Source organism: Kitasatospora sp. NPDC057223, assembly GCF_042669755.1.
Taxonomy (GTDB): Bacteria; Actinomycetota; Actinomycetes; order Streptomycetales; family Streptomycetaceae; genus Kitasatospora.
Genome location: NZ_JBHUWW010000021.1, coordinates 26,656 through 51,524, shown reverse-complemented (window position 1 = coordinate 51,524; position 24,869 = coordinate 26,656). Strand labels below are relative to the sequence as shown.

Here is a 24,869-nt window from a genome sequence, read left to right as displayed (position 1 = left end):
GCGCACCGCGGCGTCAAATCCGTCCCCGACCCGGCACGACTGCGCCCCGCCCCCGGCCGAGGGCGGGGGCGGGGCGCCCGCTCAAGGACGTCACCGCCGAGCGGCCGTTCGACGCCGTCCGGGGCGTCGCGGCCGGCGGGGCCCTGTCGCCGCTAGCGCGGCCGGCCCGGCAGCGGCCTGGTCATGAAGGCACTGTGCGGGTCCTCGCGGTAGTCGGCGAAGGGCTCGCAGTGCTCGAAGCCGAACTTCGCGTACAGCGCGCGGGCCGGCGCGAAGAAGTCGGCCGAGCCGGTCTCCAGGCTCAGCCGGGTGTAACCGGCCGAGGTGGCCTCGGCGACGATGTGCGCCAGCAGGGCGGAAGCCACCCCGCCGCGTTTGCGGGCCGGGGCGGTGCGCATCGACTTGATCTCCGCGTGGCCACCGTCCAGCCGCTTGATCGCGCCGCAGCCGAGCAGGGCGCCGTCGTCGTCGCGGGCCGTCCAGAAGGTGACCTCGGGCCGGCGCAGGCCCGCCAGGTCGAGGGCGTGCTTGCTCTCCAGGGGCGTGACGGACCGCATCTCCTGGACGTGCGACTCCAGGAACGCGGCGATCTCGGGGCCGGAGAGGTCATCGACGGCGATCTTCATCCGGGCTCACTCCTTCGCGGCGGTTTCCGGCTCCTCGACGAAGTCCACGCGCTTGAACTGCTTGTTCATCGACTTCACCAGGAACCAGGTGGCGACCGCGAGCGCGGCGAAGACCACGAAGCCCAGCAGGCCGGGGGTCACCTTGGTCTCGTCCAGGGCGAGCCCGGTGGCCAGGTCGGTGAGGTTCACGGGGGTGCTCATCTCTCCATGGTGACCCGGCCCGGTGCGGGCCGGGTCACCGGGGTGGTGCGTGTCGGAGAACCGGTGGGCCGGGCCCCGGGTCAGGCCCCCGGCTCGGCCGCCAGGCTGCGGGTGCGCAGGCCGGCGAAGAGGTCGTCCTCGGGGAGGTCGGTGTCGATGAGGGAGCGGGCGAGCTCGTAGTCCTCGGTCGGCCACACCTCGCGCTGGACGTCCAGCGGGACGCGGAACCACGGGCCGTCCGGGTCGATCTGGGTGGCGTGGGCGATCAGCGCGCGGTCCCGGGTCTCGAACCAGTCCGCGCACTCCACGCGGGTGGTGATCTCGCGCTCCTTGCGGCCGCTCTTCTCCCAGCCCTCGATCCACTCGCCGTACGGCGAGTCCTGCCCGTGCTCGGTGAGGTACTTGTGCAGCTCGCGGATCCGGCCCATCGGGAAGCCGTGGTTGTAGTAGAGCTTCAGCGGCTGCCAGGGGTCACCGGCCTCCGGGTACGCGTCCGGGTCCCCGGCGGCGTCGAAGGCGAGCATGGTGATCTTGTGGGTCATGATGTGGTCCGGGTGCGGGTAGCCGCCGTTCTCGTCGTAGGTCGTGATGACCTGCGGCTTGAACTCGCGGATCAGCCGCACCAGCGGCTCGGCCGCCTCGGCCAGGTCCACGAGGGCGAAGCAGCCCTCGGGCAGCGGCGGCAGCGGGTCGCCCTCGGGCAGCCCGGAGTCGACGAAGCCCAGCCAGGCCTGCTTGACCCCGAGGATCTCGCGGGCCGCGTCCATCTCCTTGCGGCGCACCTCGTGGATGTTCTCCTCGACGAACGGGTCCCCCTGGAGCTTCGGGTTGAGGACCGACCCGCGCTCTCCGCCGGTGCAGGTGGCCACGAGCACGTCCACCCCCTGGTCGATGTACATGGCCATGGAGGCCGCGCCCTTGCTGGACTCGTCGTCCGGGTGGGCGTGCACCGCCATCAGTCGCAACTGCTCAGTCAACGCCTGGTTTCCTTCCACCATTGTTCTGTGCCGCCCACCGTCCGGGCTGCGCAGTGTCAGGGCCGCACCACCGTGGGGCCCACCGCCGACACGCGTCGGCAGGGCAGGCCCCCCGCCCCCGCTGGACCGGCCGCGGGCGTGCCCCTCCTATAGTGACGGACTGGAGGAGCCTTACATTCCCCGCATCACCCCGCCGGCCCCTCCCCGGAGAGGACTGAGCCAGCATGAGCGTCGGTACCAGCACCCCGCAGCTGCCCGAGGGCCGGTACGGCCGGACCGGCGACCGTGAGGCGGACCGCAGGCTGAAGGCCGTCGGAGCGGCCTGCGCCGTCGTCCTGCTGCTGGTGGTCGGCTGGTTCGGCGCCTCGTACCTGCTGCGCGAGACGAAGATGAACGGCCTGGTGCCGACCTTCCAGGCCGTCTCGGACTCCGAGATGCAGATCAACCTCCAGGTGAGCAAGAGCGACGGCACCGCCGGTACGTGCACCGTCCGCTCGCAGTCGGCGGACGGCGCGGTGGTCGGCCTGTCCGACTTCCAGGTGCCGGCGGCGGGCACCAGCTACCAGGCGCTGCTGACCCTGAGGACGACCGCCCGCGGCACCACCGCCCAGCTGCTGGGCTGTACCCCCGCGAAATAGACCCGCCCGCCGCCACCGGGCGGCGCGGAACTCACCCTTTCAGGCGCATATTCGATCCGGGGCGCGGGAATCCGTCCAAGGTGCCCGGCGGAACCCGGTCACTTTCGCGCAACCTTGTGGTCAACAGCGCGCCGATGCCTCTCCCGTCCGCTGGCGGAAATTGTTAGGCTCGGGGTTTCGCCCCTTCCGCGCCGGATGGTCCGGGAGTGGGCGTTGCTTTGTAGTTAAGACCGACCTTCTGTACTTAAGACCGATATCACCACCACCCGTGCCGGCGACCTCAGCACCCGGCGCAGCCCAGTACCTACGAGGAGCACCCGTGACCCAGACCAGCGAAAACGTGACCTGGCTCACTCAGTCCGGCTACAACCAGCTCAAGGCCGAGCTGGAGAACCTGACCGGCCCGTGGCGCGTCGAGATCGCCCAGAAGATCGAGGCGGCACGCGAAGAGGGCGACCTCAAGGAGAACGCCGGCTACCACGCGGCCAAGGAGGAGCAGGGCAAGGGCGAACTCCGCGTCCGCCAGCTCACCCAGCTCCTGGAGCGCGCCAAGGTCGGCGAGGCCCCCACCGACACCGGTGTGGTGGCCCCCGGCATGGTCGTGACGGTCGCGTTCGACGGCGACCCGGACGACACCATGGTCTTCCTGCTCGGCTCCCGCGAGGCGGCCGGCGACCTGGACATCTACTCGCCGCAGTCGCCGCTCGGCCGCGCCATCGACGGCAAGAAGATCGGCGAGGACGCCACGTACGAGCTGCCGAACGGCAAGCGGGCCACGGTGCGGATCACCGAGGTCAAGCCGTACACCGGCTGAGCAGCGCGCACACGTGAAGGGCGGCCGTGGATCCCTCCACGGCCGCCCTTCACGTGTGCCCGGCCCCGGGCCGACCGGCCCGGGCCGCCCGGCGCTACCCGACCGCGGAGCGGTACTTGCGCACCGCGAGCCAGGAGAAGACCGCCGTGATGATCAGCGACCAGACCACCGACACCAGCGTCGCGTGCTGCATCGGCCAGGCGTCGTCGACCGGGCCGACCTGGTTGCCGAAGAGGTCGCGGCACGCCTGCACGGTGGCACTGAACGGGTTCCAGTAGGCGACCGGCTGGAGCCAGTCGGGCATGCTGCTGATCGGGACGAACGCGTTGGAGATGAACGTCAGCGGGAACAGCCAGATCAGGCCGGCCGAGGTGGCGGCCTCCGGACTGCGCACCAGCAGGCCGATCAGCGCGCCGATCCAGGAGAAGGCGTAGCCGAGCAGGAGCAGCAGCCCGAACGCGCCGAGGGCCTTCAGGAAGCCCTCGTGGATGCGCCAGCCGACCGCCAGCGCCACCAGGGCGAGCACCAGCAGGATGAACGCCGTCTGCACGAGGTCGGCGAGGGTGCGGCCGACCAGCACGGCCGAGCGGGCCATCGGCAGCGAGCGGAAGCGGTCCACCAGGCCCTTGGTCATGTCCTCCGCGATACCGGCCGAGGCGCCGGCCACCGCGAAGGTGACGGTCTGGGCGAAGATGCCCGCCATCAGGAACTGGGTGTAGGTGGAGGAGCTGGACTCCGTCCCGGGGATCTGGATCGCCCCGCCCATGACGTACGAGAACAGCAGGACGAACATCACCGGCTGCATCAGGCCGAAGACCACGATCTCCGGGATGCGGGTCATCCGGCGCAGGTTGCGCTTGGCGACCACCCAGGAGTCGTGCATGGTCGCCGCCACGCCGTGCCGCTGCTGGGGTACGGCGCCGCCGATGGCGTGTTCGGTGGCCGTGGACGCGGACATCTCAGACGTCCTTTCCGGCCGTGACGGCCTGCTTGTCCGGCGTGTCGCCGGAGTGCCCGTCCCGGCCGCGCTTCGCGGCCGGCCCGTCGCCGCCGTTCTCCGCGTCCTCGGCGGTGGTGGCGTGCCCGGTGAGGGACAGGAAGACGTCGTCGAGGGTGGGGCGGCGCAGGCCGATGTCGTCGATCTCGATCGAGCGGGCGTCGAGTTCGCGGATCACGTCGGCGAGCACCTTGGCGCCGCCGCTGACCGGCACGGTGATCCGGCGGGTGTTCTTCTCGACCGCCGGGTCGCCCTTGGCGTACGGCGCGAGGGCCGCGACGGCCTCGCCGACCAGGCCGCGGTCGTGCACGACGACCTCGATCCGCTCGCCGCCGATCTGTGCCTTGAGCTGGTCGGCGGTGCCCCGGGCGATCACCTTGCCGTGGTCGACCACCGCGATGTCGTGGGCGAGGCGGTCGGCCTCCTCCAGGTACTGGGTGGTGAGCAGCAGCGTGGTGCCCTGCTCGACCAGGGTCTCGATCACCTCCCAGAGGGCGAGCCGGTTGCGCGGGTCCAGTCCGGTGGTGGGCTCGTCCAGGAACATCACCGGCGGCCGGACGACGAGGGCGGCCGCGAGGTCGAGCCGGCGGCGCATGCCGCCGGAGTAGGTCTTCGCGGTGCGGTCGGCGGCCTCGGTGAGGTTGAACCACTCCAGCAGCTCGCGGGCGCGGGCCTTGGAGTCCCGGACGGTCATCTGGTAGAGCTCGCCGACCATCTGGAGGTTCTCACGGCCGGTCAGGTACTCGTCGACGGCGGCGTACTGGCCGGAGAGCCCGATCAGGCTGCGGACCTTGTTGGGGTGCTTGAGCACGTCGACCCCGGCGACCACCGCGTGGCCGGAGTCGGGGCGGAGCAGGGTGGTGAGGACGCGGACGGTGGTGGTCTTGCCGGCGCCGTTCGGGCCGAGCAGGCCGAGCACCGTGCCCTCGGGGACGTCGAGGCTGACGCCGTCCAGGGCTCGTACGTCACCGAAGGTCTTCACCAGGTTCTCGGCTTGGATGGCTGGCGCCATGGGCCTGCCTCATCTCCTCTGACGGTGTACTTCACGAGTACATGGGGTGCTTTTGTCCCACTTTGTGCCCACATAGGGCTACCCGAGCAGCCGGGTGTTCATGCCTGTATTCGCACTGGCGATCGGCTAGGAACGCGATACATCGCGAGAATGGCAGCTTGCGATATATCGCGTCAAGGTGCCGGGCCCTGCCATCCTGGCAGGCGCCACCGACAACGGCACCCGGATATCCGTGCGACGCCCGGCCGGCCGCCGACGGAACGTCAGTGCGACACGACGTAGCCCGCGTCGCGCAGCTCACTCGCCACCAGGTCGCAGTGCTCGGGCCCCTTGGTCTCCAGGTGCAGGTCGACCTCCACCTCGGTCAGCCCGAGCCGCGGGTCGATCCGGACGTGCGCCACGTCCAGGACGTTCGCGTCCACCCGGGTCAGCACGCCCAGCAGGTCCGCCAGCGAGCCCGGCCGGTCGGTCAGCCGCACCCGCAGCGACAGGTAGCGGCCGGCCGCCGCCAGGCCGTGCCGCAGCACCCGCTGCATCAGCTGGGGGTCGATGTTGCCACCGGAGAGCACCGCCACCACCGGGCCCTGGAAGGAGTGCGGCTGCTCCAGCAGCGCCGCGACCGGGCTGGCCCCGGCCGGCTCCACGACCAGCTTCAGGCGCTCCAGGCTCAGCAGCAGGGCCCGGGAGAGGGAGTCCTCGGACACCGTCCTGATGCCGTCCGCCAGCGTGTTGATCACCTCGAACGGGATGTCCCCCGGGCGGCCGACCATGATCCCGTCGGCCATCGTGGCGACGTGCTCCAGCGACATCGGGCGGCCCGCCGCGAGCGAGGGCGGGTAGGCGGCCGCGCCCGCCGCCTGGACGCCGATCACCTGCACGTCGGGCCGCAGCGGCTTGACCGCCGCCGCGATGCCGGCCAGCAGCCCGCCGCCGCCCACGCCGACCAGGATGGTCCGCACCTCGGGGCACTGGTCCAGGATCTCCAGGCCCACGGTGGCCTGGCCGGTGATGACGTCCCAGTGGTCGAACGGGTGGATGAACACCGCGCCGGTGGCGTCCGAGTACCGCTGCGCGGCCTGCAGCGCCTCGTCCACGTTCGCGCCGTACAGCCGGACCTCGGCGCCGTAGTCCCGGGTGGCCGCGACCTTCGGCAGCGGCGCCGCCACCGGCATGAACACCGTCGAGCGCACTCCCAGCAGCGAGGCCGCCAGCGCCACCCCCTGCGCGTGGTTGCCGGCGCTCGCCGCCACCACGCCGGCCGCCCGCTCCACCGGCGACAGCCCGGCGATCCGCACGTACGCGCCGCGCAGCTTGAACGACCCGGTCCGCTGGAGGTTCTCGCACTTCAGCCGGACCGGGGCGCCGACCAGTTCGGAGAGGTGGCGGCTGCCCTCCATCGGGGTGACCCGGGCCACCCCGGCGAGCATCTTGTGGGCACCGCGGACGTCGTCGAGGGTGATCTGCCGGCTCTGCATGCCGCCAGCGTACGGCGGGCCGGCCCGCGGGCCGGGGACGTCCGTACCCGTTCCCGCTGTTCACCCTGTTCCCGGGCCCGCCCGGCGCGCGTACGCTGCTCGGTCTGAGCCTCCCTCACCGCACACCGATCGTGAGCCGCGATGACGACGACCTCGCCCCTGGCCACCAGCCGCACCGACTCCCTGCACAACCGGCTCCAGTACCAGGTGGCGGTGTTCGCCCGCCGGCTGGAACAGGTCCGCAGCTCCGACGGCCTCGGCGCCCTGGACCGCGCGGCCTACCTGCTGCTCGACCGCCTCGACCGGCACGGCCCGGCCAACATCAAGGCGCTGGCCGACGCCCTGGGCATCGACTCCTCGACGGTGACCAGGCAGGCCGCCCCGCTGGTCGACGCCGCCCTGGTCGGCCGGGTGCGCAACCCGGCCGACCGGCGCGCCGTACGCCTCGCCCTCACCCCGCTCGGCACCGAACGGCTCGCCGCGGTCCGGGCCGGGCGGGAGGAGCTGATCCGCCGCCTGGTGGACGGCTGGCCGGCCGACGAGCAGCGGGCGTTCTGCGCCCTGCTGGCCCGCTTCAACGGCTGCCTGGAGTCGTACACGGCAGGTCTGGCACAGGAGGAGGGGGAGGAGCGGAGCTCCTAGCCGAGCGCCTGCTGCAGGTCGGCGAGCAGGTCGTCGGCCGACTCGATGCCGACCGACACCCGGACGAGGTCCGAGGGCACCTCCAGGGCCGAACCGGCCACCGAGGCGTGGGTCATCCGGCCCGGGTGCTCGATCAGCGACTCGACGCCGCCCAGCGACTCGCCGAGGGTGAACAGCTGCGCGCGGTTGCACACGTCGACCGCCGCCTGCTCGCCGCCGGCGACCCGGAACGACACCATGCCGCCGAACGCCTTCATCTGCTTGGCGGCGATGTCGTGGCCCGCGTGCCCGGGCAGGCCCGGGTACAGCACCTGGCTGACCTTCGGGTGCCGGGTCAGCAGCTCGACGATCTTCTCCGCGTTGGAGCTGTGCCGGTCCATCCGGACGCCGAGCGTCTTGATGCCGCGCAGCACCAGCCAGGCGTCGAACGGGCCCGCGACGGCGCCCATCGCGTTCTGGTGGTACGCGATCTCCTCGCCGAGCCCGGCCGAGGCCGCGACCAGCGCGCCGCCGACCACGTCCGAGTGGCCGCCCATGTACTTGGTGGTGGAGTGCACCACCACGTCGGCGCCCAGCGAGATCGGCTGCTGGAGGTAGGGGCTGGCGAAGGTGTTGTCCACCACCAGCAGCGCGCCCGCGCCGTGCGCGATCTCGGCGAGCGCCGCGAGGTCGGTGATGCCCAGCAGCGGGTTGGACGGCGTCTCCACCCAGACCGCGCGGGTGTTGGGACGCAGCGCCTCCCGGACGGTGGACAGGTTCTGGGTGTCGGCCACCGAGAACTCCACGCCCCAGCGGGTCAGCACCTTGGCGAACAGCCGGAAGGTGCCGCCGTAGGCGTCGTTCGGGATGACGATGTGGTCGCCCGGCTTGAGCACGGTGCGCAGCAGGGTGTCCTCGGCGGCGAGCCCGGACGCGAAGGCCAGCCCGCGGCTGCCCCCCTCCAGGGCGGCGAGGCACTCCTCCAGCGCGGTGCGGGTCGGGTTGGCGGATCGGCTGTACTCGTAGCCTTCGCGGAGGCCGCCCACCCCGTCCTGCTTGTAGGTGGACACCTGGTAGATCGGCGTGACGACGGCCCCGGTTCGGGGATCTGCTTCCTGACCCGCATGGATGGCAAGGGTCTCGAAGCCGTGGGGAAGCTGGTGCTCGGTCATACCAACGAGACTAGTGGGCAAATGCCGTGAAGTCCGGTCAAAGCAGATTGCCTGCGCGAGTGCCCCGGCCCCAGCATCCCACCGCCGCGAGCCCGGCCGCCAGGGCCGCCCGGCGCCGCCCGCCGCCGCTGCGGAATCCGCGGCCGCCGGCGGGCGTTGGACTGTCCGCAAGCGTCCCCTCGACAGCTGGAGCAGGCCGTGCTGTTCAACCGCCACAAGAACGAGCTCGTCTCCGCCGACCAGGCGCTGCCCGGCCGGGCGGCCGCGCGGTTCACCCTGACCGAGCCGCACACCGTCCTCGGCACCCCGCTCACCGGCCCGTACCCGGCCGGCCTGGAGGTCGCCGACTTCGGCCTCGGCTGTTTCTGGGGCGCCGAGCGCACCTTCTGGAAGCTGCCCGGCGTCTGGACGACCCTGGTCGGCTACCAGGGCGGGCACACCGAGAACCCGACGTACGAGGAGGTGTGCAGCGGCCGGACCGGCCACACCGAGGCCGTCCGGGTGGTCTACGACCCGGCGGTGATCAGCTACGAGGCGCTGCTCAAGACCTTCTGGGAGGCGCACGACCCGACCCAGGGCAACCGCCAGGGCAACGACGTGGGCACCCAGTACCGCTCCGCCGTCTACACCCACTCGCCCGCCCAGGCCGCCACCGCCGAGGCCACCAGGGAGGCTTTCCAGCCCGCCCTGAGCGCCATCCGGCTCGGCCCGATCACCACCGAGATCGCGCCCGCCGGCCCGTTCTACCCGGCGGAGCCGTACCACCAGCAGTACCTCTCGGACGCCAAGAACCCGGGCGGCTACTGCGGTCTGGGCGGCACCGGCGCAAGCTGCCCGATCGGCGTCGCCCGCACCGAGGGCTGAGCCCGCCCGGAGCGTCGGCCGGCCGGTGGAGCACCCGCCGGCCGGCCTGCCGTCGTGTCCGGACGGACGGCGGGGGCGGGGGGTCAGACGGCGCTGCCGGCCTTCCAGGCCGTCCAGGCCATGTTCCAGCCGTTCAGGCCGTTGGACGGTTCGACGGTCTTGTCGCCGGAGTTCACAACCTCGACCACGTCGCCGATCATCGAGCTCTTGTAGAACTTGTAGCCGTTCATGGCCGGGTCCTCGCCGCCCTTGGCGTCCTGGAGCCCGACGCAGCCGTGGCTGCCGTTGACCTTGCCGAAGATGGCCGGGCTGGACCAGTAGTTCCCGTGGATGAAGGTGCCGGAGGTGGTCAGGCGCTGGGCGTGCGGCACGTCGGGGATGTTGTACTCGTCGCCGAGGCCGACCGTGGTGGAGTCCATCTTGGTCTGCTGGAACTGCTCGGAGATGACCATCTTCCCGGCCCAGGTCGTGTGCTCGGGGGAGCCGCCGGAGATCGGGTACGTCGCGCTGACCTGGCCGTCGGTCGTGACGGTGAGCGTCTTGGCGGAGAGGTCGGCGACGCTGGTCTGGCTGCGGCCGACGGTGAAGTTCACGTCCTTGGACTGGGTGCCGTAGTAGCCCTTGGCGCCCTCGACGTCCTTGAGCCGGAGCTTGAGGGTGACCTTGGTGCCGGCCGCCCAGTAGTCCTCGGGCCGGAAGTCGAGCCGGGTGCTGGAGAACCAGTGCCCGACTATCTCGACCCCCGGCCGGGCTATCACGGTTATCGCCTGCTGGACGGCCTTGCGGTCGGTGATCGGCTTGTTGAAGTTGATCGAGACCGGCATGCCGACGCCGACGACCGAGCCGTCCTCCGGGGTGAAGTACCCGACGAAGGTGTTGGCGGGGGTCGTGGTGGTGAAGGTGGTGTTGGCGTCCGCCTCCAGCTTGTCGCCGTCGGTGGCCGCGACCGCGACGGTGTACTTGGTGCCGCTGGTCAGCGTGCCGGTGCTCGTCCAGCTGGTCGAGTCGGCGGACATCTGCCCGTCGACGGCCTTGCCGGTGGAGTCGGCGACCTTCACGGAGGTGAGGGTGCCGGCGGCGACGGTGACCTTGACGGGCTCGCTGAAGCTGGCGTTGGCGGCCTCGTCGGCGGGCACCACGGTGATCGTGGCGACGGAGGTCTTCGGCGACGGGCTGCCGGAGGGGGACGCGGAGGCGGCGCCGGTGGCCCCCTCGCCCGTGCCCGTGCCCGTGCCACCCGGAGTGCCGGTGGCGCCGTTGCTGCCGCTGTCCGAGTCGTTGCAGGCGGCGATCAGCAGCACCGGGGCCCCGAGCAGGCCGGCGAGGACGCCGCGCCGACTCCAGTTGCCCCCCGTGGGCCGGTTTCGCCGGTCTCGTGCGGTCACGTCGTGTCTCCCTGCTGCTCGCCCTCGCGGACCCTACGGATGGAGAGATGCGATCCGTTCGTCTGCGGTTGCACCTGCAATGGCTTGCGATCGTATGAGATCACTTATCTTCGTGCCAAATATGGACAAACCGCCCACCCTGTGTATGCGCGGGGCACACACGGGGCGGGCGGCCGTCACAGCAGCTCAGTGGTGTTCCACCCGGCGGAACGTCACTCGGCGGACTCGTCCACCGTGTACTCGTCCCAGCCCTCCCCCTCCGGGTCGAACTCGGTCTGTGCCGACTCCCAGGTCGCCGAGGCGAGCTCGACACCCGGGATGTCGCCGAGCAGGGCGACCGGGTCGATGAAGTGGGCGAGCGAACCCGACGGGTCCACCTCGATGGCCTCGACGGACTGCGCCCGCTCGTCGTCGTCGAGGTACTCGTCGTCCTCCACCTGGGAGAGCGCGGCGGCCTTGAGGGCCTTCTCATCGGTGATCTCGGCGATGAGTTCGATGCTGAGCCGGACGTAGCGCGGGGCGTCCTGGCCGGTCGGTTCGGTGCTGGTCATGCGTGCGAGGGTACGGGAACACACGCGCGTGCGGACAGGACCGGGCCCGCACGCGGGAAGGCCGGCCCCTCCGAAGAGGGACCGGCCTTCTCGCCTCCGCCTGGGCTCCCCCACCCGGGAGCCGCGGAGACGCGCCTTTCGGCGCGGTGGATGCCGCGGGAGCCGCCGCACCCTGTGACCGGCAGTACCGGACAGGGGCGGGACGACGGCGTCCCCCACGGGCAGACACGGCGGGCCGGGTCAGGGCCGACCGACGTGTCCCAGATGACCGCGGTTGCCGGGGAGCCGCTCCCGACGGTTGCTGTCATCTCGCTCGGCGTCTTGCCGTGACTCATACATTGCACGACCGGTGTTAACCGAATGCTGCGCCGAGGTGACGTCGGTGTACCACTTCACCGGGTGGACGAAGTTTCAGTCCCCCGCCGGACGAAGCGCCCTGATACCGGCTCAGTGGCCGGTACGGCTGGTCAGGAACCCCAGCAGGTCCTGCCGGGTGACGATGCCCTGCGGCTTGCCGTCCACCAGCACGACGGCCGCGTCGGCCTTCTCCAGCACCGTCATCAGGCTGGTCACGGTCTCGCCCGAGCCGACCACCGGCAGCGGCTTGGACATGACCTTCTCCAGCGGGTCGCCGAGGTCGGTCGTCTTCGCGAACAGGCCCTCCAGCAGGAGCTTCTCGGCCACCGAGCCGATCACCTCGCCCGCCATGATGTCGGGGTGGCCGGCCCCCGGGGAGACCACGGGCATCTGCGAGACGCCGTACTCCTGGAGCACCCGGACGGCCTCGGCGACCGTCTCGTGCGGGTGCATGTGGACGAACTGCGGGATGCCCTCGTGCTCGATGGCGTCCTTGCGGGCCAGCACCTCGCCGATCGAGGACTCGTCGGTCGAGGACGGCAGGAACCCGTAGTCGGCCATCCAGTCGTCGTTGAAGATCTTGGACAGGTAGCCGCGGCCGCCGTCCGGCAGCAGCACCACGACGACGTCGTCCGGGCCGAGCCGCCTGGCGACCTCCAGGGCGGCCACCACGGCCATCCCGCAGGAGCCGCCGACCAGCAGGCCCTCCTCCTTGGCGAGGCGGCGGGTCATCTGGAAGGAGTCCTTGTCGGACACCGCGACGATCTCGTCGGCGACCGACCGGTCGTACGCGGTCGGCCAGAAGTCCTCACCGACACCCTCGACGAGGTACGGCCGGCCGGTGCCGCCCGAGTAGACCGAGCCCTCCGGGTCGGCGCCGATGACCTTGACGGCGCCGCCGGACGCCTCCTTCAGGAAGTTGCCCGTGCCGGAGATGGTGCCGCCGGTGCCGACCCCCGCCACGAAGTGGGTGATCTTCCCGTCCGTCTGCTCCCACAGCTCCGGGCCGGTGGAGTGGTAGTGCGAGGCCGGGTTGTCGGGGTTGGAGTACTGGTCCGGCTTCCAGGCGTTCGGGGTCTCGCGGACGAGGCGGTCGGAGACGTTGTAGTACGAGTCCGGGTGCTCCGGCGCCACGGCGGTCGGGCAGACCACGACCTCGGCGCCGTACGCGCGCAGCGTGTTGATCTTGTCGGTCGAGACCTTGTCCGGACAGACGAAGATGCAGTGGTAGCCCTTCTGCTGCGCCACGATCGCCAGCCCGATGCCGGTGTTGCCGGAGGTCGGCTCGACGATGGTGCCGCCCGGCTTGAGCGCGCCGGAGGCCTCGGCGGCCTCGATCATGCGCATCGCGATCCGGTCCTTCACCGAACCACCGGGGTTGAAGTACTCGACCTTCGCCAGCACGGTCGCGCTGATTCCGTCGGTGACCTTGTTCAGCTTGACCAGCGGCGTGTTGCCGACCAGGTCGATGATCGAGTTGTAGTACTTCACGGGGGTCCTCCCGGTCTGTGGCCCTGCAGGTTTTCGGTACTCAGAAGACTATGGCCACGGATGGCCCACGCCCGCCGATAGCGCGCGGCCAAGGCGGGTACCAGGAGTACGCAGACACTGGATCGGCCCCGTCCGGGGCGACGTGAGGACGCGAAGGGGGTACCGGATGCCAGGGGCTACGCAGTCGAGGGCCCGGGTGGCCCGGCGGATCGCCACAGCGGCCGCGTACGGCGGCGGCGGCATCGGCCTGCTGGGCGTGGGGCTGGTCGGCCTGCTGCTGACCGAGAGCAAGCTGGCCGTACGGGCCGTCGGGATACTGGACGGCGATCCGCCCAAGGCCGACGGGGTGTACGGGGAGGCCTTCGCCCTGCCGGCCGCCGCCCCGGGAGGCGGCGGGCCGGACGCGGACGGGCCGGAGGCGGACGCGCTGCCGCTGACGCTGGCGTTCCTGGGCGACTCCACCGCCGCCGGCCTGGGCGTCCTGCGCGGGCGCGAGACCCCGGGCGCCCTGCTGGCGGCCGGGCTGGCCTCGGTCGCCGAGCAGCGGGTACGGCTGCTGAACGTGGCCAAGTCGGGCGCCCGCTCCGCCGACCTGGCCCGCCAGGTGGACCTGGCCCTGCCGCAGCGGCCCGACCTCGCGGTGATCATGGTGGGCGCGAACGACGTCACCCGGCACAGCCCGGCCGCGCAGTCCGTCCGCCAGCTCGGTGAGGCCGTCGAGGCGCTGCAGGCCGCCGGCTGCCAGGTGGTCGTCGGCACCTGTCCGGACCTGGGGACGATCAAGCCCGTCCGGCCGCCGCTGCGCTGGGTGGCCCGCCGGCTCAGCCGCCAGCTCGCGGCGGCGCAGACCATCGCGGTGGTGGAGGCCGGCGGGCGGACGGTCTCGCTCGGCTCCCTGCTCGGGCCGGAGTTCGCCGCCCGCCCGGAGATGTTCGCCTCGGACCGCTACCACCCCTCCGCCCAGGGCTACGCGACGGCCGCGATGGCCATGCTGCCCTCGCTCTGCGCCGCACTCGACCTGTGGCCGGTCGCGGACGAGGCGGCCGACGGCGCGGGCGAGGACGAGGCCGTCCTGCCGGTGGCGGTGGCGGCCGCGGCGGCCGCCGGGTACTCCGGCTCCGAGGTGGCGGCGGTCGGGCCGGACGGCGGCGCGCGGCGCTGGGCGCTGATCCGCCACCGGCTGCGGCTCGGCCTGCCCGCCCCCGAGGCCGATCCGGACGCCGCACCGGAGGCGGCGGCCCAGGGCCCGGACGGGCCCGCGGCGGGCCCGGCGGAGCCCGCGCCGCAGGCCGGCGCCGCGTCGGCCAACTCACACGCCGGGGCAGGTGACGCCTGAGCTACTAAGCGGTAACTTTCCTCCCGGGCGTCCGTCCGGCCGGGCCGGCCGCCAGGATGCCAGGCCAGCCTGCCGAAGGTCACTCAACGAGGAGCCGTCATGCCCGAAGCCGTCATCGTCAGCGCCGCCCGTTCGCCGATCGGCCGGGCCTTCAAGGGCTCGCTCAAGGACGTCCGCCCGGACGACCTGACCGCCCAGATCATCGCCACCGCGCTCGCCAAGGTCCCGCAGCTCGACCCGCGGGACATCGACGACCTGATGCTCGGCTGCGGCCTGCCCGGCGGCGAACAGGGCCACAACCTGGCCCGCATCGTCGCCGTGCAGATGGGCATGGACTACCTGCCCGGCGCCACCATCACCCGGTACTGCTCCTCGTCCCTGCAGACCACCCGGATGGCACTGCACGCGATCAAGGCCGGCGAGGGCGACGTCTTCATCTCGGCCGGCGTCGAGACCGTCTCGCGCAGCGTCAACGGCACCTCCGACGGCATCCCCGGCACCCTCAACCCCTTCTTCGACGACGCGCTGGCCCGCACCGCCAAGCGCGCCGAGGAGGGCGGCGGCGAGTGGCACGACCCGCGCGCCGACGGCCTCGTCCCCGACGCGTACATCGCGATGGGCCAGACCGCCGAGAACCTCGCCGCCCTCAAGGGCGTCACCCGCGCCGACCAGGACGAGTTCGGCGTCCGCTCGCAGAACCTCGCCGAGGCGGCCATCACATCCGGCTTCTGGGCCCGCGAGATCACCCCCGTCACCACGCCCGACGGCACCGTGGTCTCCGGTGACGACGGCCCCCGGGCCGGCGTCACGCTGGAGGCCGTCTCCGGCCTCAAGCCGGTGTTCCGCCCCGACGGCACCGTTACCGCTGGTAACTGCTGCCCGCTCAACGACGGCGCCGCCGCGCTGGTGATCATGTCCGACACCAAGGCCCGTGAGCTGGGCATCACGCCCCTCGCCCGGGTCGTCTCCACCGGCGTCAGCGGCCTGTCCCCCGAGATCATGGGCTACGGCCCCGTCGAGGCCTCCCGCCAGGCGCTCAAGCGGGCCGGCCTGTCCATCGGCGACATCGACCTCGTCGAGATCAACGAGGCCTTCGCCGCCCAGGTCATCCCCTCCTACCGCGACCTCGGCATCGACATCGACCGCCTGAACGTCAACGGCGGCGCCATCGCGGTCGGCCACCCGTTCGGCATGACCGGCGCCCGCCTCACCACCACGCTGATCAACTCCCTCCAGTGGCACGACAAGCAGTTCGGTCTGGAGACGATGTGCGTCGGCGGCGGCCAGGGCATGGCCATGGTGATCGAGCGGCTCAGCTGAGCACCACCCGTTCGGCGTGACGGAGAGTAATTGAGGGCCGGATCACATTTCCATCGTGATCCGGCCCTCGACATACCCGGATCGGGCCCGAAAATCGACACTCCGAAGCGGATCAACTCCACTGCGTAGAGCGGCGTTAACTAACAATTTGAGGACAAGTACGAAAGTCATGGACATATCGGACATCTGCCCCTGCGGTAACTCGCCCCCATGCGGCAGTGTGGAGACGTAACCCCGTTCCACTCCTCGCTAGGAGTACGTTCCGTGAGCGCCGTCTACACCGTCCTGCTGCTGATCCTCATCGTCGTGTCGACCTCTGTGCTGCTCCAGCTCCGCGGCATCTCCCGCCGCCTGGCCGCACGGCCGACCGCCACCACCCCCGCCCCGCTCGACGAGAGCGCGATACGCCGGGCCGTCACCGAGGCGCTCGCCGCCGACCGCGAACGGGAGATCACCGAGGCCCGGGCTTTCTGGGCCGAGCAGGAGGCCCGCGCGGCCGAGGACGCGCCACTGTTCGACAACCCCGCCGGCACCGGCGTCATCGGCGTCGCGGCCGAGTGGCCGCTGTTCTTCCCCCGTCCGACCGGGCCGCTGGAGGCCGCGGACAACGCCGGCACCATGGACCCGGAATTCGGCGAGGCCCTGCGCTCCGCGCTGGAGGACCTCATCAACGAGGGCGGCGAACCCGCCGGCGACGCGGCCGACGACGGCCTCGGCGGCACCTCGCTGCGCCCCGGCCACCCGGGCCACCCCGGCGGCGGCCACCCGGCCGCGATGGCGGCCGGCGAGAGCGGCGGCGACGCCAAGGCCCGCCGCGAGGCCGACCTGCTCGCCACCGGCCTGGAGGCCGGACTGCTCGACACCGAACCCGCCGTCGAGGCCGAGGCCGAGCCGGTGGCCGCGCCCGACCCGCGGCGGCACCCGTCCCACCCCGACTTCGTGCCCAGCCAGGCCCCGTCCCGGGAGTGGACCGACACCCGGCTGACCGCCCTGGCCGAGGAGTGCATCGCCCTCACCGACGTCCGCCCCGGCCCGCTCGGCACCCTCGACGTCTACGCCTTCGCCGACGGCACCACCCTCTGCGTCGCCCCCGGCGACCGCGAGGCGGCCTACCGGCTGATCGACGCCGTCCGGGCCGGCGAGGACGTCCGCCTGCTCGGCGGCTCCCGCTTCTCCGGCTCGTACTCGCTGACCTTCTCCACCGACGAGGAGACCGTGTACGTGCTCGCCGACCGGGTCGTGGCCAGCATCTGACCCGCGCGCGACGCCTGTGACCTGACGCACATCTGACAGACCGTCCGCGGCGCCGTCCGCACCACCGTTCACAGCAACATCCGCAGCAGCGGGACGAAGAGGCCGGCCGGGCCACGGGGTTATGACTCGGCCGGCCTCTTCGCGTGCCCGCGCCGGTGCGCCGACTCTCAGCGGCAGAGGTCCGCCGTGGCCGCCACCTCCGCGAGCGCCACGCCCAGCAGGGCGTCGGCAATGACCGCGCTCCCCGCCGGGTGGGCGCCCAGGGCGACCGGCAGGGTCACCATGACGCCCCCGTAGACGGCCGGGACGATGAGGGCGTCGAGGGCGGTGAGGGCGGCCGCCAGCTCGTGCCCGGCGACCGCAAGCTGGTCGCCCGCCGCGAAGGCGCCCGCGTCCGGGAAGTCCCGGGGGCGGGCACCCTCCACGGCCAGCGCGACGGCCGCCAGCCGCCGGGCCAGCGCCAGCGCGGCCGCCGCCCGGGAGGGGTGGCCTGGGACGGCGCCCAGCAGCCGGGTCTGCGGCATCGCGCGGAAACGATCCGCCAGGCGGTCGACGGCTTCGACGAGGGTCTTCGGTTCGGGCATACCGCGACCCTAACGGCCTTGCGCGGGCCCCTGGACGCCGACGGACCCCGGAGCGGGGCTCCGAGGTCCGGTCGGTCACTGCGGCCCGCGAGCGGCCGATCGCGGGCCGCTCGCCGATACCGCCGGGGCTGCTAGTCGTCGCCGCGCAGGATCGCGATCAGGCGCAGCATCTCGATGTAGATCCACACCAGCGACAGGGTGAGCCCGAAGGCGGCCCGCCAGGCCTCCTTCTGCGGGGCGCCCTGACGGATCGCCTCCTCGATGGCGGCGAAGTCCAGAGACAGGAAGAACGCGCCGAGCGCGATGCCGACCAGGCCGACCGCGATGCCGAGCGGACCGGACCGCAGGCCCATGTCGGCGCCGAACATCGAGGCGATCATGTTGATCAGCAGCAGGCCGAGGAAGCCCATCGCGATGGCGATCCCGATCCGCGTGTAGCGGGGGGTGACCCGGATCCGGCCGCTCTTGTAGGCGATCAGCATCGCGGCGAAGACCGCCGCCGTACCGAGCACGGCCTGGATCGCGATCCCCGGCCAGATCTCGTTGAAGACCCGGGTGACGGCGCCGAGGAAGAAGCCCTCCAGAGCCGCGTAGGCCAGGATCAGCGGCGGGCTGACGCTCCGCTTGAAGGAGACGACCATGCCGACGACGAACGCCGCGAAGGCCGCGCCGATCGCGACGCCGTAGTTGGCGTCCGGCAGCGCGAACCAGGCCACGGCGCCGGCCGCGACGAGGGTCAGCAGCGTCATCGCCGTCCGGGCGACCACGTCGTCCAGCGTCATCCGGCCGGTCGCGGCCGGGCCGGCCGACGGTGCCCGGTACATCTCGACGAGCTGGTCGTCGGTCAGCGGCTGCTGCCCGGGGGCCTGCTGCTGGGCGTACGGGTTGTTGCCGTACGGGTTGTTGCCGTAAGGGTTGTTGGCGTGCGGGCCGCCGGCCTGCGGCGCCTGCTGCGTGGTGCCGAACCCCGCGTAGCCGGAGTCGCGGGTGAAGGACCCCTCCCGCGAGAAGACCGGGTTGCTGCTTCTCATTGCTCATTCCCTCCGGGGCGGCACAGCGCTGCCCACACGCCCAGGGTAATGGCTTGGCAAAGAAAGCCCAGTACGCCGCAAGGAGGATTCCGCCGGAGCCACTGCGCGGGGGCGCCCGCCGGGCCCTGCCGGAACCGGCTCACGGTGCACCGCGCGGGAGACCTCGGGCACGGCCACCGGGGTCGGCAGCACGAGCTCGGCCCAGACCCGCTTGCCGCCGGCGGTGAGGTGCGCGCCTGCGGTTCAGCGTGACGATCGCGGCGATGTGCCCGACGGCGGCCAGCCCGGTGACACGCCGCCGCCCGGTCCGGCCGGCCGGCGGCACCAGGGCATCGGCGTCGAGAACGGTCTCAACGACCGTCAGGCCCTCGGCTGCCGCGCGGTCCTGGCACCACTCGGCATGGAGCTGATGACCGACGGGGTCGTCGCCCCGGCAGAGGTGGACGACAGCTCGGGGAGGTCGGCGCACTGATCGACGACCGGCCCGAGGCCCTGGCCGTGACGTGCGCCGCGGACGCAAGAAGGCGTCGCGTGCTCCCACCGTGTTCCCAGGGTGACAGATCGCGACGCTCGTTCCGCAGGCTTCTCGCAGGGCGGCGAGGGTATGCGGTGGGGTGCCCGGAGCCGGACTCGAACCGGCACGGCCTCGCGGCCAAGCAGTTTTAAGCTGCCCGTGTCTGCGTTCCACCATCCGGGCTTACAGCGATGTGACCCCGACCGCGGACGGAGTGCTCCGTGCGGTGTGGGCCACGCCCTGAGCCTAGTCGCCCGGCTCCCTCTTTCGCATGTTCCTGCCCAGGGAACATGTCATGTTTCCTTGCCATCTGACGAACAGTCCGCGATCCGGCCACCGCAGGCACGCGATCCGGCCAGCGTCCTGCGTCAGGGTCGGTGTCATACCGCAGGATGAGGCGGCCCACCAGGACGTACGCCCAGCGGCGGTGGGGCCAACCGTCCCCCGGAGCGACGAGAAACCATGATCACACAGCGGAGCATTGAGGTAGCGCGTGGGCTGTCGCCCGCCGAGCGCCCGACACCCCCTCATCGCTAGGAGTCCCCGTGACCACGACGACCGCAACCGCCGTCCGTACCGGCCAGGCGGCCGCCCGCGCCACCGGCCTGAACAAGGTCTACGGGGAGGGCGAGACCCGGGTGGTCGCGCTCGACAACGTCAGCGTGGTCTTCCCGCAGGGGGAGTACACCGCGATCATGGGCCCGTCGGGCTCCGGCAAGTCGACCCTGATGCACTGCATGGCCGGGCTGGACACCGTCTCCTCCGGCTCATCGATGATCGGCGACACCGAGCTGGTGGGGCTGAAGGACAAGCAGCTGACCCAGCTCCGCCGGGACCACATCGGCTTCATCTTCCAGGCCTTCAACCTGCTGCCGACGCTCACCGCGCTGGAGAACATCACCCTCCCCATGGACATCGCCGGCCGCCGGGCCGACAAGGAGTGGCTGGACCGCGTGGTGGAGACGGTGGGGCTCTCCGGCCGCCTCTCGCACCGCCCGTCCCAGCTCTCCGGCGGCCAGCAGCAGCGCGTGGCCTGCGCCCGAGCGCTGGCGAGCAAGCCGGACATCATCTTCGCCGACGAGCCCACCGGCAACCTCGACTCCCGCTCCGGCGCGGAGATCCTCTCCTTCCTGCGCAACTCGGTGCGCGAGCTGGGCCAGACCGTGGTGATGGTCACTCACGACCCGGTCGCCGCCGCCTACGCCGACCGCGTGGTCTTCCTCGCCGACGGCCGGATCGTCGACGAGCTGATCTCCCCGACCGCCGACAGCGTGCTGGACCGGATGCGCCGGTTCGACGCCAAGGGCCGTACGAGCTGACGGGCCGGCGGCCCCGCCGCCCTCCTCCCCCGGCCCGTACCGACTCCTTCACCCTGGACGCATCCATGTATCGCACCGCACTGCGCAATGTGCTGGCCCACAAGGGCCGCCTGCTGATGACGGCACTGGCCGTCATGCTCGGCACGGCCTTCGTGGCCGGCACCATGATCTTCTCCGACACGTTCGGCAAGGCCATGGCCAACAGCTCCGCCAAGAGCTTCTCCGACGTCTCCGTCCAGATCACCGACACGGCGGCGGGCTCGGGCGCCGGCGCCCGGGAGAAGAGCGAGCGGAGCCCGTCCTCGCTCAACGACGCGACCGTCCAGCAGCTCGCCGCCCTGCCCGGCGCGGCCGGCGCCCGCGGCGTGGTCGGCGGCTTCACCGGTGTCGCCGACAAGAAGGGCAACCTGATCGGCGAGGCCTGGCGGGCGCGCGGCGCCAACTTCGCCCCCGCCGCCGGGGGCAACGACTCCCGCTATCCGATGGCCGAGGGCCGCGGCCCGCAGGCGCCGCAGGAGATCGCCCTCGATCGCGCCACCGCCGACAAGGGCGGCTACAAGGTCGGCGACACCGTCCGGGTGGCCTCCAACGGTCCGGTCCTCGACGCCAGGCTGACCGGCATCTTCACCACCGACGACCCCGAGGTCGGGTCCGGCGGCACGCTCACCCTGTTCGAGCACGCCACCGCCCAGCAGCTGCTGCTGACCCCCGGCCAGTACAGCAGCATCGCGGTGCAGGCGAAGCCGGGCACCAGCGAGAGCGCCCTGCTGGCCCAGGTGAAGCCGAAGGTCCCGGCGGAGGAGCAGTTCGAGACGGAGACCGGCCAGGAGCTGAAGGACGAGCAGGCCAAGCAGATCGCCAGCAGCACCGACAGCATGAAGACGATGCTGCTCACGTTCGCGGCCATCTCGCTCTTCGTCGGCATCTTCATCATCGCCAACACCTTCACCATGCTGGTGGCCCAGCGCACCAAGGAGCTGGCGCTGCTGCGGGCCGTCGGTGCGAGCCGCAAGCAGGTCACCCGCAGCGTGCTGATCGAGGCACTGGTGATCGGCGCGGTCTCCTCGGTGGCCGGCCTGGTCGCCGGCATCGGCATCGGCGCCGGCATGCAGGCGCTGATCGGTGCGCTCGGCGCGGGCATGCCCTCCGGCCCGCTGGTGATCGCGCCGCTGACGATCGTGGTGGCCCTGGTGGTCGGTGTGCTGGTGACGGTGCTGTCGGCCCTGCTGCCGGCCGTGCGGGCCTCGCGGATCGCCCCGGTGGCCGCGATGAGCAGCGGCGAGCAGCCCGCCACCCAGAAGGGCATGGTGATCCGCAACTCGATCGGTTCCGTCCTGGCGGCCGGCGGTCTGGCCCTGGTGGCCTACGGCGCCTCGACCGGCAACGACTCCGGCCGGGTCCCGGTCGGGATCGGCGCGGCCCTCGCGCTGGTCGGCGTGTTCGTCCTGCTGCCGCTGCTGTCCCGTCCGGTGATCGCGCTGGTCGGCCCGCTGCTCGGCAGGCTGTTCGGTACGCCGGGCAGGCTGGCCCGGAGGAACGCGGTGCGCAACCCGCGCCGCACCGCCGCCACCGCGGCCGCGCTCACCATCGGCCTGACCCTGGTCAGCGCCCTGACCGTGCTCGGCGCGTCGGTGGGCGGTGCGATCGACCGGGCCGTCACCAGCGCGATGAAGGCCGACTACACGGTCTCGATGGCCAACGGCATGAGCCTGTCCCCGCAGGTCCCGGCGGAGATCGCGAAGACCCCCGGGGTGGCCGCCTCCTCGGCGCTGACCACCGTCTACTGGGATCTCGGCGGCCACAGCAAGGAGATCACCGGCATCGACGCCGGGAGCGCCGACCGGCTGCTCTCGCTGGACTTCACCGGCGGCTCGGCCGCCAACCTCGCCAAGGGCGAGATCCTGGTGAGCACCGACGTCGCGAAGAGCAACGGACTGGCCCTCGGCAGCGCCCTCGCGGTGACCTTCCCCGACGACACCACGGGCAGCTTCACGGTGGGCGGCGTGTTCGAGAAGAACGAGATGCTCAGCCCGGTGGTGCTGGCCAACAGCGAGATCGCGAAGCACGACCGGGACCCGTACGTCTCGGACGTCCTGGTGAAGGGCGCCGACGGCGCGAGCGTCTCGCTCAAGCAGGCCCTCAAGGACTCCACCGGTGCCAACCCGGCGATCGAGGTGAAGACCAAGCAGGACGTCCGGGACCAGTTCAGCCAGATCATCACCTTCGCGCTGAACATGATGTACGGCCTGCTGGCGATGTCCGTGATCGTCGCGGTCCTCGGTGTCATCAACACGCTGGCGATGTCGGTCTTCGAGCGCAAGCGGGAGATCGGGATGCTGCGGGCGATCGGCCTGGACCGCAGCGGGATCAAGCGGATGGTCCGGCTGGAGTCCGTGGTGATCTCGCTCTTCGGCGCCGTGATCGGTGTGCTGCTCGGCTGCTTCGTGGCCTGGGCGGTGAACGGCACCCTGAAGTCCAGCATCGCCGGCCTCACCACCGTCATGCCGGTCGGCAGGCTGGCGCTCTTCCTGGCGCTGGCCGGCCTGGTCGGCCTGGTGGCCGCGATCTGGCCCGCCCGCCGGGCGTCCAAGCTGGACATCCTGGACAGCATCAAGACGGACTGAGCCGCAGCCGGCCGCACAACGGGAAGGACCCCGCCGAGCCCCCTGAGGGAGGGGGACGGCGGGGTCCTTCTCTGCTGTTCGGCTGTTCGCTGTTCTCGCTACTGCTGTACTCCGCCCGGTCGCACGGCCGGCTGAGCACCACGGAGGTCGTGGTCCGGCGACGCTGCCGGGCGGAGGGCCTCCGACTCATACCCGGACGCTTCCGCGTCCGGGCCGGGTCGTCACTTGCTGCTGGCGAGCTCCTTCTCGGGAGACTTGGCCTCGACCGGCCTGGGGGCCGGGGCGGCGGCGTCCTGGAACGCCTCGAACGGCTTCTCCATCTCGGCCAGGCCGACGGTCTCGCGCTTGAGGAACATCGCGAGCGTCCAGTCGGTGAAGACCCGGACCTTGCGGTTCATCGTCGGGACCCGGCTGCCGTGGTACAGGCGGTGGAACCACCAGGCCGGACGGCCCTTCAGCTTGTACTTGCCGAAGAGGATCGCCACGCCCTTGTGCAGACCGAGACCGGCCACCGCACCGAGGTTCTTGTGCTTGTAGTCGGCCTGCGGGAAGCCGCGCATGCCCGAGATGACGTTGTCCGCGAGGACGATCGCCTGACGGACGGCGTGCTGCGCGTTCGGCGGGCACCAGGCGCCCTCGCCGACGGCGAGGTCCGGCACCTGGGCGTTGTCGCCGGCCGACCAGACGTTGTCGAAGCCCTTGACCTGGAGGGTCGTCGCGGTGTCCACGTGGCCGCGCGGGCCGAGCGGCAGACCGAAACGGCTCAGCACCGGGTTGGGCTTGACGCCGGCCGTCCACACGATGGTGGAGGCGTCGGCCTCGACGCCGTTCTTCAGCACGACGTGCTGGTCGACGCAGGAGTCCATCGAGGTCTCGATGTAGATCTCGATGTTGCGCTCTTCGAGCTTCTCCTTGGTCCACAGACCGAGGTCCGGGCCCATCTCCGGGAGGATGCGGTTGGCCGCCTCCACCAGGATGAAGCGCATGTCGTCGCGGCTGACGGTCTTGTAGATCTTCGCCGCGTCCCGCGCCATGTCCTCGACCTCGGCGATGGTCTCGACGCCGGCGAAGCCGCCGCCGATGACCACGAAGGTGAGGGCCTTGCGCCGGATCGCCTCGTCCGTGGTGGACTCGGCCTTGTCCAGCTGCGCCATGACGTGGTTGCGGAGGCTGATCGCCTCCTCGACCGTCTTCATGCCGATGCCGTGCTCGGCCAGGCCGGGGATCGGGAAGGTGCGGGAGACCGAGCCGGTGGCCACGACGAGGTAGTCGAAGGGCAGCTCGTAGGACTCGCCGGCCGCGGGCGCGATGGTGGCGACCTTGCGCGCGTGGTCCACATCGGTCACGTGACCGGTGAGCACCTCCGCGTTCTTGAGGGCGCTGCGCAGCGGGGCGACGAGGTTGCGAGGCGCGACGTTGCCGCCGGCCGCCTCGGGGAGGAAGGGCAGGTACGTCATGTACGACCGCGGGTCGACGACCGTGACGGTCGCCTCCCCGTAGCGCATCTTCTTGAGGATGCGCATCGCGGCATACAGGCCGACGTAACCACCGCCGACAATGAGGATGCGAGGACGCTCCGTGGTGCTCATATCCGAAAGTATCCAGCACCCTTCGGACTGCTCTTCGTGAGGCCCGTCACAGGGGTCTGGACACCCCGTGCTACACTTCGCGGCCGCTTCCGGGGGGCCGGGGCGTCTGCCGGCTCG

Annotated in this window: 23 protein-coding genes and 1 tRNA gene; 10 read left to right on the top strand and 14 right to left on the bottom strand. The window is 71.7% G+C overall.

Annotation, left to right across the window (positions count from 1 at the left end; genetic code table 11):
* Positions 1 to 152: 152 nt before the first annotated feature.
* The 3 genes from ACFUK0_RS11205 to mca form a co-directional block, all read right to left on the bottom strand.
* Positions 153 to 626: a GNAT family N-acetyltransferase gene (locus ACFUK0_RS11205; RefSeq protein ID WP_380248573.1), complete on the bottom strand. Its 474-nt coding sequence runs from the start codon at positions 624 to 626 to the stop codon at positions 153 to 155.
* A gap of 6 nt (positions 627 to 632) precedes the next feature.
* Positions 633 to 827 (bottom strand): hypothetical protein, encoded by a 195-nt coding sequence (locus tag ACFUK0_RS11200; protein ID WP_380248571.1) that lies wholly within the window; start codon positions 825 to 827, stop codon positions 633 to 635.
* Positions 828 to 907: 80 nt separating this feature from the next.
* Positions 908 to 1,804 carry a mycothiol conjugate amidase Mca gene (gene mca / locus ACFUK0_RS11195; RefSeq protein ID WP_380248569.1) on the bottom strand — a complete coding sequence of 299 codons (897 nt, stop codon included), beginning with the start codon at positions 1,802 to 1,804 and terminating at the stop codon, positions 908 to 910.
* Positions 1,805 to 2,028: 224 nt separating this feature from the next.
* Here mca and ACFUK0_RS11190 point away from each other — a divergent pair, with 224 nt between their 5' ends.
* Positions 2,029 to 2,442: a DUF4307 domain-containing protein gene (locus tag ACFUK0_RS11190; RefSeq protein WP_380248567.1), complete on the top strand. Its 414-nt coding sequence runs from the start codon at positions 2,029 to 2,031 to the stop codon at positions 2,440 to 2,442.
* Positions 2,443 to 2,761: 319 nt separating this feature from the next.
* Positions 2,762 to 3,256, top strand: a complete 495-nt coding sequence (gene greA / locus ACFUK0_RS11185; RefSeq protein WP_380248565.1) for a transcription elongation factor GreA — start codon at positions 2,762 to 2,764, stop codon at positions 3,254 to 3,256.
* Between the two features lie 94 nt (positions 3,257 to 3,350).
* On the opposite strand, the gene ACFUK0_RS11180 is transcribed toward greA, so the two are convergent.
* The 3 genes from ACFUK0_RS11180 to ilvA form a co-directional block, all read right to left on the bottom strand.
* Positions 3,351 to 4,214 (bottom strand): ABC transporter permease, encoded by an 864-nt coding sequence (locus tag ACFUK0_RS11180; protein WP_380248563.1) that lies wholly within the window; start codon positions 4,212 to 4,214, stop codon positions 3,351 to 3,353.
* Position 4,215: 1 nt separating this feature from the next.
* A complete protein-coding gene (locus tag ACFUK0_RS11175; RefSeq protein WP_380248561.1) occupies positions 4,216 to 5,265 on the bottom strand; it encodes an ATP-binding cassette domain-containing protein in 1,050 nt (349 codons plus the stop codon).
* A gap of 263 nt (positions 5,266 to 5,528) precedes the next feature.
* Positions 5,529 to 6,740, bottom strand: a complete 1,212-nt coding sequence (gene ilvA / locus ACFUK0_RS11170; RefSeq protein WP_380248559.1) for a threonine ammonia-lyase — start codon at positions 6,738 to 6,740, stop codon at positions 5,529 to 5,531.
* Positions 6,741 to 6,881: 141 nt separating this feature from the next.
* Here ilvA and ACFUK0_RS11165 point away from each other — a divergent pair, with 141 nt between their 5' ends.
* The gene (locus tag ACFUK0_RS11165; RefSeq protein ID WP_380248557.1) at positions 6,882 to 7,382 is read left to right on the top strand and encodes a MarR family winged helix-turn-helix transcriptional regulator; all 501 of its coding nucleotides are present in this window, start codon (positions 6,882 to 6,884) and stop codon (positions 7,380 to 7,382) included.
* On the opposite strand, the gene ACFUK0_RS11160 is transcribed toward ACFUK0_RS11165, so the two are convergent.
* A complete protein-coding gene (locus tag ACFUK0_RS11160) occupies positions 7,379 to 8,533 on the bottom strand; it encodes a cystathionine gamma-synthase (RefSeq protein WP_380248555.1) in 1,155 nt (384 codons plus the stop codon). The genes ACFUK0_RS11165 and ACFUK0_RS11160 overlap by 4 nt on opposite strands.
* A gap of 198 nt (positions 8,534 to 8,731) precedes the next feature.
* Between ACFUK0_RS11160 and msrA the strand changes: the two genes are divergently transcribed.
* Positions 8,732 to 9,397, top strand: coding sequence for a peptide-methionine (S)-S-oxide reductase MsrA (gene msrA / locus ACFUK0_RS11155; protein ID WP_380248553.1), 666 nt, complete (start codon positions 8,732 to 8,734; stop codon positions 9,395 to 9,397).
* An 83-nt stretch (positions 9,398 to 9,480) separates the two neighbouring features.
* On the opposite strand, the gene ACFUK0_RS11150 is transcribed toward msrA, so the two are convergent.
* The 3 genes from ACFUK0_RS11150 to ACFUK0_RS11140 form a co-directional block, all read right to left on the bottom strand.
* The gene (locus tag ACFUK0_RS11150) at positions 9,481 to 10,782 is read right to left on the bottom strand and encodes an Ig-like domain-containing protein (protein ID WP_380248551.1); all 1,302 of its coding nucleotides are present in this window, start codon (positions 10,780 to 10,782) and stop codon (positions 9,481 to 9,483) included.
* A 212-nt stretch (positions 10,783 to 10,994) separates the two neighbouring features.
* Positions 10,995 to 11,333: a hypothetical protein gene (locus tag ACFUK0_RS11145; protein ID WP_380248549.1), complete on the bottom strand. Its 339-nt coding sequence runs from the start codon at positions 11,331 to 11,333 to the stop codon at positions 10,995 to 10,997.
* Positions 11,334 to 11,780: 447 nt separating this feature from the next.
* A complete protein-coding gene (locus ACFUK0_RS11140) occupies positions 11,781 to 13,181 on the bottom strand; it encodes a cystathionine beta-synthase (protein ID WP_380248547.1) in 1,401 nt (466 codons plus the stop codon).
* 166 nt (positions 13,182 to 13,347) lie between these two features.
* Here ACFUK0_RS11140 and ACFUK0_RS11135 point away from each other — a divergent pair, with 166 nt between their 5' ends.
* The 3 genes from ACFUK0_RS11135 (at position 13,348) to ACFUK0_RS11125 (ending at position 17,091) form a co-directional block, all read left to right on the top strand.
* A complete protein-coding gene (locus tag ACFUK0_RS11135; protein ID WP_380248546.1) occupies positions 13,348 to 14,517 on the top strand; it encodes an SGNH/GDSL hydrolase family protein in 1,170 nt (389 codons plus the stop codon).
* A gap of 99 nt (positions 14,518 to 14,616) precedes the next feature.
* Positions 14,617 to 15,837, top strand: coding sequence for an acetyl-CoA C-acetyltransferase (locus ACFUK0_RS11130; RefSeq protein ID WP_380248544.1), 1,221 nt, complete (start codon positions 14,617 to 14,619; stop codon positions 15,835 to 15,837).
* Between the two features lie 264 nt (positions 15,838 to 16,101).
* Positions 16,102 to 17,091, top strand: coding sequence for a hypothetical protein (locus ACFUK0_RS11125; RefSeq protein WP_380248542.1), 990 nt, complete (start codon positions 16,102 to 16,104; stop codon positions 17,089 to 17,091).
* A gap of 167 nt (positions 17,092 to 17,258) precedes the next feature.
* Here ACFUK0_RS11125 and ACFUK0_RS11120 read toward each other — a convergent pair whose 3' ends face one another.
* Together ACFUK0_RS11120 and ACFUK0_RS11115 are read right to left on the bottom strand one after the other, a co-directional pair.
* Positions 17,259 to 17,675 carry a hypothetical protein gene (locus ACFUK0_RS11120; RefSeq protein WP_380248540.1) on the bottom strand — a complete coding sequence of 139 codons (417 nt, stop codon included), beginning with the start codon at positions 17,673 to 17,675 and terminating at the stop codon, positions 17,259 to 17,261.
* Positions 17,676 to 17,806: 131 nt separating this feature from the next.
* Entirely contained in the window at positions 17,807 to 18,706 is a 900-nt protein-coding gene (locus ACFUK0_RS11115) for a Bax inhibitor-1/YccA family protein (protein WP_380248538.1), read from the bottom strand.
* A gap of 265 nt (positions 18,707 to 18,971) precedes the next feature.
* Between ACFUK0_RS11115 and ACFUK0_RS11110 the strand changes: the two genes are divergently transcribed.
* Positions 18,972 to 19,178, top strand: coding sequence for a hypothetical protein (locus ACFUK0_RS11110; protein WP_380248536.1), 207 nt, complete (start codon positions 18,972 to 18,974; stop codon positions 19,176 to 19,178).
* 143 nt (positions 19,179 to 19,321) lie between these two features.
* Here ACFUK0_RS11110 and ACFUK0_RS11105 read toward each other — a convergent pair.
* Positions 19,322 to 19,403 (bottom strand) — tRNA-Leu (locus ACFUK0_RS11105).
* Positions 19,404 to 19,765: 362 nt separating this feature from the next.
* Here ACFUK0_RS11105 and ACFUK0_RS11100 point away from each other — a divergent pair.
* Together ACFUK0_RS11100 and ACFUK0_RS11095 are read left to right on the top strand one after the other, a co-directional pair.
* Positions 19,766 to 20,539, top strand: a complete 774-nt coding sequence (locus tag ACFUK0_RS11100) for an ABC transporter ATP-binding protein (RefSeq protein WP_380248534.1) — start codon at positions 19,766 to 19,768, stop codon at positions 20,537 to 20,539.
* Positions 20,540 to 20,604: 65 nt separating this feature from the next.
* Positions 20,605 to 23,163 carry an ABC transporter permease gene (locus tag ACFUK0_RS11095; protein ID WP_380248532.1) on the top strand — a complete coding sequence of 853 codons (2,559 nt, stop codon included), beginning with the start codon at positions 20,605 to 20,607 and terminating at the stop codon, positions 23,161 to 23,163.
* A 221-nt stretch (positions 23,164 to 23,384) separates the two neighbouring features.
* Here ACFUK0_RS11095 and ACFUK0_RS11090 read toward each other — a convergent pair whose 3' ends face one another.
* The gene (locus ACFUK0_RS11090; RefSeq protein ID WP_380248531.1) at positions 23,385 to 24,752 is read right to left on the bottom strand and encodes an NAD(P)/FAD-dependent oxidoreductase; all 1,368 of its coding nucleotides are present in this window, start codon (positions 24,750 to 24,752) and stop codon (positions 23,385 to 23,387) included.
* Between the last annotated feature and the right edge of the window lie 117 nt (positions 24,753 to 24,869).

Excerpts from the sequence above, each read along its gene's own strand:
- ACFUK0_RS11095 (WP_380248532.1), top strand. The coding sequence starts at position 20,605 with ATGTATCGCACCGCACTGCGCAATGTGCTGGCCCACAAGGGCCGCCTG.
- ACFUK0_RS11160 (WP_380248555.1), bottom strand. The coding sequence starts at position 8,533 with ATGACCGAGCACCAGCTTCCCCACGGCTTCGAGACCCTTGCCATCCAT.
- ACFUK0_RS11190 (WP_380248567.1), top strand. The coding sequence starts at position 2,029 with ATGAGCGTCGGTACCAGCACCCCGCAGCTGCCCGAGGGCCGGTACGGC.
- ACFUK0_RS11175 (WP_380248561.1), bottom strand. The coding sequence starts at position 5,265 with ATGGCGCCAGCCATCCAAGCCGAGAACCTGGTGAAGACCTTCGGTGAC.
- ACFUK0_RS11130 (WP_380248544.1), top strand. The coding sequence starts at position 14,617 with ATGCCCGAAGCCGTCATCGTCAGCGCCGCCCGTTCGCCGATCGGCCGG.
- ACFUK0_RS11145 (WP_380248549.1), bottom strand. The coding sequence starts at position 11,333 with ATGACCAGCACCGAACCGACCGGCCAGGACGCCCCGCGCTACGTCCGG.
- ACFUK0_RS11165 (WP_380248557.1), top strand. The coding sequence starts at position 6,882 with ATGACGACGACCTCGCCCCTGGCCACCAGCCGCACCGACTCCCTGCAC.
- ACFUK0_RS11120 (WP_380248540.1), bottom strand. The coding sequence starts at position 17,675 with ATGCCCGAACCGAAGACCCTCGTCGAAGCCGTCGACCGCCTGGCGGAT.
- ACFUK0_RS11135 (WP_380248546.1), top strand. The coding sequence starts at position 13,348 with ATGCCAGGGGCTACGCAGTCGAGGGCCCGGGTGGCCCGGCGGATCGCC.
- ACFUK0_RS11205 (WP_380248573.1), bottom strand. The coding sequence starts at position 626 with ATGAAGATCGCCGTCGATGACCTCTCCGGCCCCGAGATCGCCGCGTTC.
- ACFUK0_RS11180 (WP_380248563.1), bottom strand. The coding sequence starts at position 4,214 with ATGTCCGCGTCCACGGCCACCGAACACGCCATCGGCGGCGCCGTACCC.
- ACFUK0_RS11115 (WP_380248538.1), bottom strand. The coding sequence starts at position 18,706 with ATGAGAAGCAGCAACCCGGTCTTCTCGCGGGAGGGGTCCTTCACCCGC.
- ilvA (WP_380248559.1), bottom strand. The coding sequence starts at position 6,740 with ATGCAGAGCCGGCAGATCACCCTCGACGACGTCCGCGGTGCCCACAAG.
- ACFUK0_RS11090 (WP_380248531.1), bottom strand. The coding sequence starts at position 24,752 with ATGAGCACCACGGAGCGTCCTCGCATCCTCATTGTCGGCGGTGGTTAC.
- ACFUK0_RS11200 (WP_380248571.1), bottom strand. The coding sequence starts at position 827 with ATGAGCACCCCCGTGAACCTCACCGACCTGGCCACCGGGCTCGCCCTG.